At 40.8% G+C, this 14,250-nt stretch carries 12 protein-coding genes; 7 read left to right on the plus strand and 5 right to left on the minus strand.

The window, feature by feature from the left end:
- Positions 1-64: 64 nt before the first annotated feature.
- Both ACM5QX_RS17635 and ACM5QX_RS17640 read right to left on the minus strand, forming a co-directional pair.
- Positions 65-1,459 carry a TldD/PmbA family protein gene (locus ACM5QX_RS17635; protein WP_414754714.1) on the minus strand — a complete coding sequence of 465 codons (1,395 nt, stop codon included), beginning with the start codon at positions 1,457-1,459 and terminating at the stop codon, positions 65-67.
- Between the two features lie 466 nt (positions 1,460-1,925).
- Positions 1,926-2,417, minus strand: a complete 492-nt coding sequence (locus ACM5QX_RS17640; protein WP_414754715.1) for a phosphate-starvation-inducible PsiE family protein — start codon at positions 2,415-2,417, stop codon at positions 1,926-1,928.
- 329 nt (positions 2,418-2,746) lie between these two features.
- On the opposite strand from ACM5QX_RS17640, the gene ACM5QX_RS17645 reads away from it, so the two are divergent.
- The 5 genes from ACM5QX_RS17645 to ACM5QX_RS17665 all read left to right on the plus strand — a co-directional run bounded on the left by ACM5QX_RS17645 (position 2,747) and on the right by ACM5QX_RS17665 (position 7,059).
- Entirely contained in the window at positions 2,747-3,718 is a 972-nt protein-coding gene (locus ACM5QX_RS17645) for a CobW family GTP-binding protein (protein ID WP_414754716.1), read from the plus strand.
- Between the two features lie 91 nt (positions 3,719-3,809).
- A complete protein-coding gene (locus tag ACM5QX_RS17650) occupies positions 3,810-4,871 on the plus strand; it encodes a WD40 repeat domain-containing protein (protein WP_414754717.1) in 1,062 nt (353 codons plus the stop codon).
- Between the two features lie 78 nt (positions 4,872-4,949).
- Positions 4,950-5,222, plus strand: a complete 273-nt coding sequence (locus tag ACM5QX_RS17655; protein WP_414754718.1) for a hypothetical protein — start codon at positions 4,950-4,952, stop codon at positions 5,220-5,222.
- Between the two features lie 269 nt (positions 5,223-5,491).
- A complete protein-coding gene (locus tag ACM5QX_RS17660; RefSeq protein WP_414754719.1) occupies positions 5,492-6,472 on the plus strand; it encodes a metal ABC transporter substrate-binding protein in 981 nt (326 codons plus the stop codon).
- Between the two features lie 236 nt (positions 6,473-6,708).
- Positions 6,709-7,059 (plus strand): hypothetical protein, encoded by a 351-nt coding sequence (locus ACM5QX_RS17665; RefSeq protein ID WP_414754720.1) that lies wholly within the window; start codon positions 6,709-6,711, stop codon positions 7,057-7,059.
- 246 nt (positions 7,060-7,305) lie between these two features.
- Here the strand turns inward: ACM5QX_RS17665 and ACM5QX_RS17670 are convergent, their stop codons facing one another.
- On the minus strand, positions 7,306-7,854 hold the full coding sequence (locus tag ACM5QX_RS17670) for a pentapeptide repeat-containing protein (protein ID WP_414754721.1): 549 nt from the start codon (positions 7,852-7,854) through the stop codon (positions 7,306-7,308).
- Between the two features lie 207 nt (positions 7,855-8,061).
- Here ACM5QX_RS17670 and ACM5QX_RS17675 point away from each other — a divergent pair, with 207 nt between their 5' ends.
- Positions 8,062-8,718: a glutathione S-transferase family protein gene (locus tag ACM5QX_RS17675; protein WP_414754722.1), complete on the plus strand. Its 657-nt coding sequence runs from the start codon at positions 8,062-8,064 to the stop codon at positions 8,716-8,718.
- Positions 8,719-8,945: 227 nt separating this feature from the next.
- On the opposite strand, the gene ACM5QX_RS17680 is transcribed toward ACM5QX_RS17675, so the two are convergent.
- Positions 8,946-10,337: a choice-of-anchor Q domain-containing protein gene (locus tag ACM5QX_RS17680; RefSeq protein ID WP_414754723.1), complete on the minus strand. Its 1,392-nt coding sequence runs from the start codon at positions 10,335-10,337 to the stop codon at positions 8,946-8,948.
- 634 nt (positions 10,338-10,971) lie between these two features.
- On the minus strand, positions 10,972-12,126 hold the full coding sequence (locus ACM5QX_RS17685; RefSeq protein WP_011317181.1) for an NAD-dependent epimerase/dehydratase family protein: 1,155 nt from the start codon (positions 12,124-12,126) through the stop codon (positions 10,972-10,974).
- Between the two features lie 857 nt (positions 12,127-12,983).
- Between ACM5QX_RS17685 and ACM5QX_RS17690 the strand changes: the two genes are divergently transcribed.
- Positions 12,984-13,973, plus strand: a complete 990-nt coding sequence (locus ACM5QX_RS17690) for a protochlorophyllide reductase (RefSeq protein WP_414754724.1) — start codon at positions 12,984-12,986, stop codon at positions 13,971-13,973.
- Positions 13,974-14,250: the final 277 nt, after the last annotated feature.

The raw sequence follows: 14,250 nt of genomic DNA on the forward strand, positions 1-14,250 counted from the left end.
ACTTTCATCTTCTTACTTCTCCCGCCTTTTTTCTTAATTCACATTAGGCGTAATTTTGAATTGATTACATCTCTCCCCCAACTACTACATCTCGAATCCGTAAACTAGGGCCACCACAACCTACAGGTAAGCCATTTTGCCCACCTTTACCGCAACCTCCAGATTCATCCCAATAAAAATCATCACCAATAGCCTCAATATCAGCCAGGGTTTGAAAAACATTTCCTGAAAGCGTCACATCTTTTACAGGTTCGGCAATGTTACCGTTTCTGATCATCCAAGCTTCCCCGGCGCTAAAGGTGAACATTTCGCCGTTAGTCATACCACCTAGCCAATTACGAGCGTAAACACCTTCTTTAATATCAGTAAATAAGTCTGCAACTGGTGTTTTACCCCGTTCAATCCAAGTATTGGTCATCCGCACAATGGGATTGAAGTGATAATTGAGGCAGCGAGCGTTACCCGTTGGCGTTTCTTCTAACTTACCGGCGGTTTCACGGGAATGCAAACGTCCCACTAAAACACCATCTTTGATTAGTTGGGTAGTGGTAGCGGGTGTACCTTCATCATCATAAAAATAACTACCGCGATGTCCTTCTGGGGCTGCACCATCAAATATTTGCAGTTCTTTGGGGCCAAAGCGCCTGCCAATGGTCATCACGTCTAATAAATCTGGATTTTCGTAAGCCATGTCAGCTTCGGAAAGATGCCCAAAAGCTTCATGAACAAATAAACCTGTCAGCACGGGATCGATAACTACAGTGTAGGTATTACCTTTGACTGATGGTAGAGACAAAGCTGCAACAGCTCTTTGTGCAGCATTCTTAACTTGAGTATCTAAATTAATTAAATCTTCGTAGGCTTTGCGAGAACCTGTAGTTTCCCTGCCAGTTTGCACTGTTTCACCATTTTTAGCAGTGGCAGCAAAGCGCATTTCCATATCCACCCAAGACTGTTGAATGAGAGTTCCTTCCGAAGTGGCAAGGATAATTTTTTGGCTACTGTCACTATAACGAACTGAGGTTGTAGTAATCCGGTGGTCAACACTTTTGAGTAAATCAGTATAGCGATCGCATAATTCTTTCTTCTTCGCCAAGGGAACTTTTCGCGGATCTGTACCTGTCAGGGGTAGCCTGCATATAGCTTGTACTGAGTCCATAGGAGCCAGTATCGTTTCTTCGTCTCCTACCATACGGGCGGCGGCGATCGCTTCTTCAATCCTGTCTTGAATCGTTGCCAATTGGTTAAAGCAGCTCAACCCCCAACCACCTTTATAACAAGCGCGGACGTGTCCACCAATTGAAATCCCTTCGCTAAGAGTTTCTACTTTGTCACCACGCAACAAGATATCAGTTCCTTCTGCTTCCTCTAGGCGAATCATTAAATAATCTACACGCGACGAGTAACGGGCGATGAGGTCAGATAGTAAATTTTGTGCGTCAGCAAGTATAGTCGGCATTTCTTAGGTAGTCACCACAACGGACTGTATTTATTTTGCAATCATTTTGGTAATATCTGCTAGTGGTTTCAATAATTAGGGGTGTGGGGATAGTAGTTTACAACCCAAAATTGCTGGGCTAAGGCAAGTAGGGGAAGCAGAGGAAGCAGGGGGAGAAGTCGCAAGGAGGAGCCACTGTGTTGGGCGGGTTTCCCGACTTATAGCAAGTGGCGTTGGTTTCCCTCTCTTACGAGACGCTTACGCGAACCGGGCGAACTTCGGGGGAGAAAGAGGTTTTTTTGCTGCTATTAACCTCACAAAGTTGACTTGCCAGACTACTAGGGAGAGGTGTACTGACTTTTTCCATAAATCAAATATGAGTCCCGTACCACTCTCTGGGTACTGTTTACTAAGCCACTCTGCTTTTAGGTTGCACAATCCGTCGTGAAAGCTGTTGACTGTTGACGGTCAACAGCCAATCTGTATTTCAAGATTTATCAGATAACAATTCTGTACTTTCTTCTGTGCTTTCATAGTCAGTAAGTCTAACGTGTTCAAAAAATTGGGATATCCAAGGTAGAGCCATTAAAATTCCTGTTAACACCAACAAAAATATAGAAATGCCTATAATTTGGTCACGATTAATTTCTAACACTCCACGTAGAATTACTTCCCGTAATGCAGAAACTATCGTAATTTCTGCGGCTGCTCCTACTGATATTTTCTGTGATTGCAAGTAGTCAATTAACAAACGAAATAATTCTACCAAAATTAAAATAAACAAGATATCTGATGTGACTTCCCTTAAATCTAATGGTCGCAAAAAAGATAAAAACATATCACATAGACGAATGAGCATGACACAAAATAAGCCCATGCACAGGGAAATTACAATAATATCTTGAAAAAATTCTAGATTACTGACAATTCTATCTCGATGAAACCAACTATTGAATTTTGTAATTATTCTCTTAGGCATAAATTCTCTGGCAGAATATAAATTATCTATCTTAATAATAAGCAATATAAAAAATAACTTTTATAAAAATTTTGACAGTTTGCCAAACTGATAACACTGATGCCATAATATGAGATAAATGTGGCTTTGATTACATTTATTTTCATATGGATGTATAGAAAAGATACCTAATACAGTTTAGTGAGCTACACAAATTTTAAAGATGTAACTGAGTCACCGGAAAATATTTTTTAACAGTCTTATGTGAACAAGATTCGCACAAAAATATAAAAAGACTTATCATAGGTGATAATGATTATCCGTATGGTAAGATTTGAGGCTTTTATAATATGATGGCCGACGTAATTACAGATTCAGTTCCCGTTACTGTTCTGACTGGCTATTTAGGCGCAGGTAAAACAACCCTACTCAACCATATCCTCACATACGAGCATGGCAAGAAAGTTGCTGTCATCGTTAACGAATTTGGGGAAGTAGGCATTGATAACCAATTAGTTATTGATGCAGATGAAGAAATTTTTGAGATGAACAACGGCTGCATCTGTTGTACAGTTCGCGGGGACTTAATCCGGATCATTGGCAATTTGATGAAGCGTCGTGATAAGTTTGACCATCTAGTAATTGAAACTACTGGATTAGCTGACCCTGCACCAGTGATTCAGACATTCTTTGTAGATGAAGATATGCAAAGCCAACTGTCTTTAGATGCAGTAGTAACGCTGGTAGATGCCAAGCATATTTGGCAACACTGGGATGCAGACGAAGCGCAAGAACAGATTGCCTTTGCTGATGTAATTTTACTTAATAAAACTGATTTAGTTACCCCATCAGAATTAGATGAATTAGAAAAACGGATTAGGTCGATGAATGCGATCGCCAAAATCTACCGTACTCGCAATTCTGAGTTAGCAATGGACGCTTTGTTGGGTGTGAAAGCCTTTGATTTAGACCGTGCTTTAGAGATAGATCCCAATTTTTTAGGTGAAGATGCCCACGAACATGATGATACTGTTTCCTCTGTGGCTTTAGTACAAGAGGGTGAACTCGACGGGGAAAAATTAAACGCTTGGATTTCCGAATTATTGCGTACCCAAGGCCCCGACATATTTCGCATGAAAGGCATATTAAATATTGCCGGGGAAGATAATAGATTTGTCTTCCAAGGGGTACACATGATATTCGATGGGAGACCCGATCGCCTCTGGAAACCCAACGAAAAACGCAAAAACGAACTAGTGTTCATCGGTCGCAATTTAGATGAAGCCCGACTCAAGCAAGATTTTCTCGCTTGTTTTGCTTAAAAGATACCAAGAGGCTAGGGGGTTCTCTCCCCCTGCTCCCTCTGCTACCCCTGCTCCCCCTGCTCTCTTCTCTCACCTCTCTCAACAACCTATGAACGTGACAACCAGCAAAAATAAGGAATTTGAAGAACACTATTCAGGGATGCTGGCAGAATATGTAACAGCGATCGCCTGGTCTCCACAAGGAAATACTTTAGCCGCAACTTCGGCAAATGGTGAAGTAGTACTATGGCAGGATGGTGAGTTAACAACCCTGCAAGCTGGTAATGGCCAGTCTGTCGATTGTCTTGCTTTCTCCCCTGATGGCAAATTTCTCGCTGTTGGTGGACAAGATGGACGGGTGAAAATCTGGCAGGAACAAGAATTAATCGCCACCTTAGAAAATGCACCTGCATGGGTAGACAAGCTGGCTTGGAGTCATACTAGCAACCAGTTGGCTTTTAGTTTGGGGCGTTATGTACAAGTTTGGGACGCTGATACTCGTGAGGTTGTCACCACCCTGAATTTTGCCGACTCATCCCCATTGAGTATTGATTGGCGGATTGATGGTCAATACCTAGCAATTGGTGGTAACAAGGGAATTAAAATTTGGCACGCCCAAGACTGGGATGAAGAACCATATATTCTGAATATGCCTACTGTGAGTGTGACTATGGCTTGGTCGCCTGATGGTAAATTCCTGGCTTCAGGCAACATGGATCGTAGCGTCACCGTGTTGGAGTGGAATAATCCCGACCCTTGGGTTATGCGTGGCTTCCCCGGTAAGATTCGCCAACTAGCATGGTCAGAAGCCACCACCAAACTAGGCGCACCAATACTAGCCTCTTCCAGTGTGGAAGGTATCGTGGTCTGGGAAAAGCTAGAAGATGAAAACTTGGGATGGGAAGCGCGAGTTTTAACTAATCATGTGGGTGTGATTAATGCGATCGCCTTTGCACCTAAAAGCTTTTTACTAGCTTCGGCTGCAACCGATGGCTGGCTATGTTTGTGGAACAAAGCCAAGGAAGTATCCCAAATTCTCACAGGTGTTGCTGACGGATTTTCTACCCTAGCATGGCACCCCCAAGGTAAACTAATTGCCGCAGGTGGTGAAAAAGGAGAATTAATCATTTGGTCAAAAATTTTGCGGGGTCAAGGATTTGGGCGTAGTTAATTAGTATTTATTTACTAAAGTTGAAGATAGTTAATAAATTGGCTATGCTGTATCAGAAATAGTAATTATTTGTGAATTATGTACTTAGTCAAACTAGTTTTGCTGGCCTGTCCTGTACTGATCGCATCTATGTTGCTGGTAGCTAACCCAGCAAAGGCAGTTAGTATCAACTCTGTACTTGATACACAAGCCATTACAGCCGTATCTACACAGCCCATTTCCCCATCGACCACTCTACACTTGACTCGTTCATCTAATCCCATCATCGATCAATTGGGTTGTAACTGCGCCAACTGTGTCCAAACTAGGCTTCAGCTACTACAAGGGAAGTTACCCACTGGTAATTTGTGAAGTGAAAAAGCATAAACTTTTAGAGGCACAGCAATGCTGTGCCTTTATTCTTATTGCACTCCTACAAAAATCTGATGAGATTCTTGAATAATCTAAGTACTAGTAGGGTGGACAATGCCCAGTACAAGCCGACTGTAATATAAAAATCAAATGGTAGTCCTATAGGTAATAGCTAATAGGAAATTGTTTCATCTTCCAGCCAATTAAAAATTAGTATAATCTTATTAATCAATATCTATTATTTTTTATCCAGTCAGCAACAGTAAATAATGCCAAAGAAATTATTAGCTAAAAATTTATTACGCGTAATTTTAACTATTTTCACCACTGCATTTGTTGGATGTAGAAATCAAACTACAAGTGCATCTTTTACTCAGACTACTAATGTGGTTGATGAAAATCTTCCCAAAGTTGTAGCAACCACAAGTGTACTGTGTGATTTAACCAGACAGATTGCCGAAAATACGATTAATCTCATCTGCTTAATCCCCCCTAACAAAGCACCTCAGCTTTATCAAGCAACAGCAGAAGATAAAGATGCACTTGAGCAGGCTAATCTAATTCTCTATAACGGTTATAATCTTGAGTCAGAATTAATCAAGCTCATAAATACAACCAAAAACTCTGCACCTAAAATTGCTGTGAGTCAAATTGCAGTTCCTCAGCCACAGCAAATTCTAGCAAATTCTCGTAGAGTAAATAACCCTTATGTTTGGCATAATCCTAAAAATGCTATCAAGATGTTGGAAGTCATTAATAGCAACCTGAGAAAATTAGAACCCAGTAATACCGCCATTTATGGTGATAATACAAAAAGAATTAAAACCGAATTAATTCAACTAGATAATTGGATTAAATTAAAAATTGCCACTATTCCCAAAGAAAAGCGCAAATTAGTAACAACTTATAATGCAATAAATTATTACACAAACGCCTATGGCATTCCCTCCGCTACTATTGGCACTGAAGAACAAGCGACAGATCAGAGAATCAAAAATCTGACTCAGTATATCCAAAAATCTAATGTACCGACAATCTTTGCAGATATGACCGATACATTAAAAGTGATGGAATCTGTCGCTACTGAGGCGGAAGTAAAATTGTCAGAACGGCGACTATACACTCAAGGACTAGGAGAAACAACCAGTGATGGTGACACTTACCAAAGTATGATGATTGCTAACACACGCACAATTGTGGAAGGTTTGGGGGGTACATACTTGATATTTCAACCCAAAGCCCAAAAGTAGTATCTAATTATTCTTCTTGTTGCCTCATTGCTAATATTGCTATGCCTTGGTTCAATCAGTAAATAAATTTATGGATGGAAATAATAAATAAGTAACAACACTAATGTTACTTTTACCTACTCTATCCTCGACAAAAGTCCTGACTAGGCAACATAATCTCCTGATGGACAATCAGTATCACTGTAAGATTTAATCGGAGTATTCTGAGTTGTCAGAATTAATTTCCAAGGAAACCCATGAACAAATTTATCCTAACCCTAATTTCTAGTCCCGTTTTGATAGCATCTATTCTGTCTATGACAGTTATGGTCAATCATACACAAGCAATTGAGCCAGAAGTCAAAAACACAGATAAGTTATCTTGTATCAGAAATAAACATAAGGTTGGTTTGGTCTGTGCTAGAGCTTCTGTTTTAGCCCAAGTGCCTAACTATCAGCCGGAAATAGAATTTTCCCAAGAAGATGCGCCTATGTTGGAGTTCAACGATGCAGAAAGCGATATAGCAATTGCCTTGTTTGGTTGTGACTGTCCGGCTTGCATTAATTCTTTCCGTCAGATGCGCGGTGCAACTCCTTTGGTTTACTAAAATTGTACACGCAAGCTAGCTATAAAAATACAGGAGGCAGTTGTTCAACGACTGCCCCAGATTTGGAAACACAAAAAATAAATTATCCGAAATTGATGGTTTGGTGGGGTGCGTCAGTGTGAATAATTTCTGAGCGTATTTAGGTTCTATGGCACTGACGCACTCTACATTTTGGGTATTTTTTTATCTGGAAGTCCCTTATTAGGGTAACAAATACTCTTGTTACCCTTGTGTATGTTGTCTGAGTCAATGACAACCAGCCCAAGTTATCCATCTGTGAGAGAGACCTAAGCGCACAACTCTACCAGTGATTTCTTGCTCTGTAATTACAGCTCCAGAGAAATTTGCCCCCCTCAATTCTGCTTCCATGACGTTGCTACCAATTAAGTTTGCTTGCTTGAGATTAGCGCCACTCAAATCAGCACCACTCATTTCCGCTTCACTCAGGTTAGCACTGAATAAATTGGCCAAAATTAAATTGGCACCCCGTAAATCTGCTCGACTGAGAGTGCTTTGTTTTAAATTGGTGCTAATTAAGTCTGCACCGATGAAGTTGACTTCACTCAAGTTAGCTCCACTTAAGTTAGCTCCACTCAAGTCTGCATCAGTTAAATTAGCACGGCTGAGATTACATCCGCTCAAGTTAGCTTGACTAAGGTTGGCTCCACTTAAATCAGCTTCGGCAAAATTTGCCCCCCTCAAATCAACAGCATAAAGGTTAGCTTGATGCAGATTTGCTCTGTGGAATTTTCGTTCTCCTGCGTTATATAACTCTAGGAGTTTATTAGCATCCATACGGACACCTCTCAATGTTTGCGGGTAAGTAAGTCTAGTTGTGAATCAGCACGAACCACACCACACCAAAGAAAATCTATTAAGTTTTTGGTAATGAGAATTTTAGGTAAAACTTGTTATTTTATTGTGCTAGATTTTCCAGTATTTTGTACAATCACTTAACGAAAGGATATAATCCCTGAGCGTAGTTGATAACTTAGGGTTGCCATGCTGAAGTTTTACTACAATCCCATCTCTGTTAATGCTCGTCGAGTTTGGGTAGCTTTACTGGAAAAACAAATCCCTTTTGAACCATTGTTGCTGAATCTCGATGGTGATCAATTTCAGGAGGAATTCACGGTAATTAATCCCCTCCAGCGTGTGCCTGTGATAGTAGATAATGGCTTACGGGTGGTGGAGTCTTTGGCAATTTTGGATTATCTAGAGACAAAATATCCCACTCCCTCGCTAATTCCTAGTGAGCCTGCGGCGATCGCTACAGTTCGGATGGTAGAAATGATCACAGTCAGCGAGCTTCAGCCTGCTACCGTCATCTTGACTCGGCCATTAGTAGAATTAGACACCGATGCCAAAAAGCTCGCATCTGCTCAAGAGGCAGTAGGGAAGATTTTACAGTTTTATGAAACTCTTTTGGGTGAACACACCTACTTTGCAGGCCAAGATTTCACACTGGCAGAAGTGGTTGCAGGTACACTGATTCCTTCTCTCCCCCTTTTCGGGTTCTCTTTAGATGATTACCCCCGTCTGCTAGCCTGGGCGGAACGACTAGAAGAACGGGAAAGTTGGCAAAAGACAACCCCAGATTTCGCCTCTATCGCCGCCGCTATCCCCAATATCAAAGCAATCCTAGAACGGCGTTTTTAAAAATAGGGAGTAGGGAGTACTGAGTGCTGAATATTCAGTGTTGAGTCCTGATATCGTCTGAGCAATATAGATTAATTTGCTTCGACTCAAGGATGATTGCTCATTGATCAAACAAAGCAATTCGATTGTAAAAAAAGAGGTTGTGCGCCGAAAACCAATAGAAGATAAAAGTTTTTCTGTATAATTCACATTCTCGGCACACAACCCCCTGTTTTTCTCTCTAGTTACTAAAACTGATACTCGTATGCACCGATATCATATTTAATACCAGAAGGACGAGGATTACTGAGGATATCTTTCTTTAATTGACTCCAGGTATAACCATTGTTAATTGCTGGACTAGTTACATTCAATTGGAAGTTGTTTAGGGATGGGTTAACAAACTGGGGGTCCGCAATAATATCATTAGCTCCCATCACAGTGATCAAGGAACTATTAGCGTATACATTGTAGTTATAACTAACATTTGTATTGCTCCAGTTATTGTTGACATTTTTGCCAGGATAAGCGTAAAGAATGTTATTCCACACCTTGACATTTGACGAGGCATTAGCAAAGATTTGCCCATGAGAGATTTCTGGGCTTTGGTTATTCAAATAAGCAGTATTGTGAACAATATCTACATTTTCACTGAGGTAGGTATGAATGCCCGTACCACCATTTTTATATGTAAGATTGTTAGCAACCAAAGTACGTCCTAGATAGGGGCCTAAAGTTGATCCGCCTTGAGTATTTCTTAAATCATCGATGACGATACCATTACCATCTTCAATTTTCCCACTGTATACGAAGGGAATATACTGTCGATTATCATAAACCCGATTGTTGGTAACATACATTCTGTATCCCTTATTGCTATCATAATTCCAATTCTGATAGACCGAAATACCACTGCTAGCATAAGGAGAGTACCAAGCATTGTTATAGACTTCATTGCCATCTATCGTTACATAGTCTGCTTGAATTACAGCAATACCACCACCGCCGCATCCATGTATCTTGTTGTTGAGGATTCGGATGTGATGCGGATGACCATTGTTCCGTCCATCAATGGTGATACAATTTCCGATTGTCCAGGGATTATAAAGGTTATACTGCTGTTCTCTAGCATAATCAAGGCTGATATTGTCATTATTCCCTTCTATCTCTAGCCCTTGGATCTCGACATAAGAGGCTCCATCGCCAATATAAATCCCATTCCAAGCATCATGCTTAATTTTAGGTGTATGTCCACTAGATGCCCGAAATTTGATCCATGCGTTAGCGCTACCAGAGCGAGTTATGGATACAGCATAGCCAGCACCAGGGTATGGATTTGTGTACAGTCCATTCATAATTATGACTGTATCCCCTGGGTTGGTCAAATCGGCAGCTCTTTGAATTGTTCTAAAGGGAGTAGTTCTGGAGAGTCCATTATTGCTGTCTTTTCCCGTACCACTTACATAATAGGTTTTTGGTGTAGTAGCTGCGGCTAATAAAGTGTGTTTAGGTGCTTTGACTTCTTGAACAGTAGAGGAATTACTGGTATCAATCCTTGATGTAAGTGTATGTTTTTGTACATTAACTGAGCTGCTGAAAAGGACGGGCATGATTAGCAATGCAGTAAAGTTAGTCTTCATGATTAGGTATGCTCGTAAAAAGTTAACAAGTTTTGCGGTCAGATAATAACGTAGGTTCCTAGTTATTTTGATGAAAGTGTAATATTTATTCGTTCCAAAATCTTTAAATACTGTATTTTTTTTACTATTACCAAAGATGGACAGTCATGATGAAGTAAATTTCGCAGCTAAGCATGAAATTTTTCTAGGGGCTGGAGACTGATATTTTTACTCAGAGTTGTCCGCTCGGAACTGAATTGTGTTAAGACTCACGCATAAGAACACAAAATCAACGGTGCAGGAATATAGCGGTGTAGGACTTTAAAACCCTTACACTGTATTCCCTTGGAGTTGGAACGATTGTTCTGTCGCTAAAAATGGGGCTGTTTTTTGGGCCAAATCTATACGCGCTTATGTAATGATCGGCTGCCTTGAAAGTGGGGAGTAGGGAGTAGGGAAAATACAGCTTTTATATTTGGCTGCGAAAGTTTTTTCTTCAGGACTGTCTTCCTCAAAGGAAAATCTACAACGAAACATAAAGATAACTTTCTCTGATCTAAAAATAGGGTGTAAAGGTATGAGAGTCTAGGTGTTGAACAATCTCATACTTTTACACCCTGGGAGAACAAAAAAGCTTTTTGCTTCAGTCTTATTGTTAATTTCTATGCCAAGAGACTTTGGGTAAAATTTGCTTTTGATCAACTCGTCCTTGATACTTGACAGCAAAGTTTAAGAGAGAATCTAGCAGAGAATCAGAGAGATAATGAGGTTGCAAGCCTAAATCGAGTAGTTTAGTGTTTTTGGCATTGAAGTAATGTTCTTCTTTCTCGATTCTGGGATTATCGAGATTATTGATCTCTACATTTAACCCCAAGGCATTGCCAGCTTTTTTCACCATTAATGCCAAGTCACCAACACTGAATTGTTCAGTAAATTGGTTAAAGACACGAAACTCACCCGATGGAGCCGGATTAGCGATCGCTAGTTCTACACATCGCACCGTATCCCGAATATCCAAGAATCCGCGCGTTTGCCCACCTTTACCATAAACAGTTAGGGGATGACCAGTTGCAGCTTGAATGCAGAAACGGTTGAGCGCTGTACCAAACACACCATCATAATCTAGTCGGTTAATTAAGAGTTCGTCCATCCCCGTTTCTTCGGTGAGAACGCCGTAAACCACACCTTGATTTAAGTCTGTTGCCCGCAATCCCCAAATCCGACAAGCAAAATGGATATTGTGGCTATCATGAACTTTACTCAAGTGGTACATTGAACCGGGTTGCTTGGGATAAGGTAGGGTATCCTTGCGCCCATTGTGTTCAATGGTGATGTAGCCTTCTTCGATATCAATATTAGGTGTGCCGTATTCCCCCATTGTTCCTAACTTCACTAAGTGACAGTCAGGAAAATCTTCCTTCATTGCATACAGCAAATTCAACGTACCCACAACGTTATTGACCTGGGTAACAACTGCGTGTTCACGGTCAATCATCGAAAATGGTGCTGAACGCTGTTCGCCAAAATGGACTATGGCATTTGGCTCGAATTTATGCAACGCTTTTTGGAGAAATTCATAGTTGGTAATATCGCCAACAAACAGGTCAATAGATTTGCCTGTTAAATCTTGCCAGCGCTGGAGACGTTGCTGAATTGGTGCGATCGGAGTCAGAGTTTCGATACCCAGTTCATTATCCCAGTGCCGACGCACCAAACTATCTAATATTCCAACTTCATAACCGCGATTGGAAAGATAAAGTGCGGTTGCCCAACCGCAATATCCATCGCCACCAATAACTAGGACTTTCATTTTCACCAGTTTTTACTCGCTGATAGCTTAATCTATCAGGTTTGGGTACCCCCTCACTCATCATTCTGGAAGATGTGGAGTCAGAAAGGACTCTTCATTTCAACGAAAAAACAATGTCTTCTTGTGGCGATCGCATCATAAGGATTATTTAAAAGTCCTACAATTCGATATGTATGAGTTGATTATCAGTTATTTCTCTTCCTAAATACTTAGCTCGCTCTTTGACTAACCAATACTCTTTATTTTGAGTATTCATTTGTCATTTTTGACTTTTTTGCTGATTACTAGCTATATGTTTATCCAGGTAAGAGGGCAAATGTTGTTCTAGGTACTTATCTACCTGTTGTTTAATCAGATGTTCCCAATCTATTTTTCCTGGATCTTTTATATTCCTTGAACTCTTAACTACTTCGTTTAAGGGATTATTTACATACTGGGAGATAAAATTAATTAGTACGGCAGTGGCTGTTGTACTGTTATCTCGACACTGGCGGGTAAACTTTTCCCAAAGTTCTACATCGCAGTTGCATGAAGCTAGTTTTTTATTACGTAAGGACTCAAAAAATCGAGTGACTGGACACTAAATTCTTTAAAACTGACAAATAATTCTTTAATGTACAACCCTCAGAAGGTTTTTTTGGTTCAGTGCGTAAGTCCTATATGTGAGTCAATCACCAGACCTTTGCTCAGACAATTTCCCATATTGCCAAGCAACCAGATTTATTAAGCAATTTGAACTAAAAGTTAAGATTGATGTGACTCTATGTAACAGTCAGTAATCAACCAATCAGAGGTAGCAACTCCTTAAGGTAAGATCCTGAAAATAGTAAAAGGCGATTACATAGAGTCTTAAGACAATGGCACAGGATCGAAAATCAACAGTTATAGTCACTGGAGCTTCTTCTGGGGTTGGTTTGTACGCTGCAAAAGCCCTTGCTAAAAGAGGATGGCACGTCGTCATGGCTTGCCGCAATTTAGAGAAAGCAGAACAAGCCGCGCAAGAAGTCGGCATCCCCAAGGATAGCTACACCGTCATACATATTGACTTAGGCTCATTGGATAGTGTGCGCCAGTTTGTCAATGACTTTAGAGCTACTGGCAAATCCTTAGACGCTTTATTGTGCAATGCTGCCATTTATATGCCCTTAATCAAAGAGCCTTTACGCAGTCCAGAAGGTTACGAATTGACCATGACCACCAATCACCTTGGTCATTTTCTGCTGTGTAAGCTCATGCTGGAAGATTTGCAGAAGTCATCGGCTGCGGATAAACGACTTGTGATTTTAGGAACTGTCACCCACAACCCAGATGAACTAGGTGGTAAAATTCCTCCGCGCCCAGACTTGGGTAACTTGGAAGGGTTTGCCCAAGGCTTTAAACCACCAATTTCTATGATTGACGGTAAGAAATTTGAACCAGTGAAGGCTTACAAAGACAGCAAAGTTTGTAACGTCCTGACCATGCGGGAACTGCATCGCCGTTATCATGAATCCACCGGCATTACCTTCACTTCCCTTTATCCCGGTTGTGTGGCCGAAACACCACTATTCCGTAACCACTATCCCCTATTCCAGAAAATCTTCCCCTTGTTCCAAAAGTACATCACTGGTGGCTACGTATCCCAAGAGTTGGCAGGAGAGAGGGTTGCAGATGTGATTGCTGCGCCTGAATACAAACAATCTGGTGCTTATTGGAGTTGGGGAAATCGTCAAAAGAAAGATGGTAAGTCTTTTGTACAAAAAGTTTCTCCCCAAGCTCGTGATGATGAAAAAGCCGAACGCCTGTGGGATTTGAGCGAAAAGCTAGTCGGACTGGAGTCACAAAAGCCAGTTGCACTCAATAGTTAGTAATTTGTTTTGGTTGTTGACGGTTGATAGTTGACAGTTGATGGTCAACTGTTAATACCAATTCTCTATGAAGTTGCACCCAATAAATGATGTAGAGACGTTGCCTGCAACGTCTCTACAATCCAGAATAAAGCACATCTTCATTAAGAAATTTTCACCAGTCCCCAGGCGTATTCTGCTTTTCTCAATATCTAAACATAAAAAAATTCCCACCCAAACATCGATTTGGGTGGGTGATATTGAGTAGGTACAAATTAATGTACCTTAAATCATTACC

The organism is Anabaena sp. CCY 9910, from assembly GCF_963920875.1.
GTDB classification, from domain to species: domain Bacteria; phylum Cyanobacteriota; class Cyanobacteriia; order Cyanobacteriales; family Nostocaceae; genus Trichormus; species Trichormus variabilis.